Annotated in this window: 1 pseudogene; it reads right to left on the reverse strand. The window is 79.3% G+C overall.

Annotated elements, in window-relative coordinates:
• A pseudogene (locus KVT14_RS20885) lies at positions 1–246 on the reverse strand (ribosome biogenesis GTPase Der); the annotation flags it as partial.

A 246-nucleotide genomic window follows, 5' to 3' on the forward strand; every position in this document is an offset into this window, starting at 1 on the left:
CCATGTCCGGGCGGCCGACCAGCGCGACGGGGCGCGGGCCGCCGGGGCGGGCGGGGGCGTGCTGCGAGACCGTCGGCAGCGCCGCCATCGCGGCGTCGAGCAGGTCGCCCGTGCCGCGGCCGTGCAGGGCAGAGACCGGGTGCGGCTCGCCGAGGCCGAGGCTCCACAGCTCGGCGGCGTCGGCCTCGACGCGCGGGCCGTCGTCCTTGTTGGCGCACAGCACGACCGGCTTCCCCGTCTTGCGGA

Source organism: Cellulomonas sp. GbtcB1 (assembly GCF_019091725.1).
In the GTDB taxonomy this organism is placed as follows: Bacteria; Actinomycetota; Actinomycetes; order Actinomycetales; family Cellulomonadaceae; genus Cellulomonas.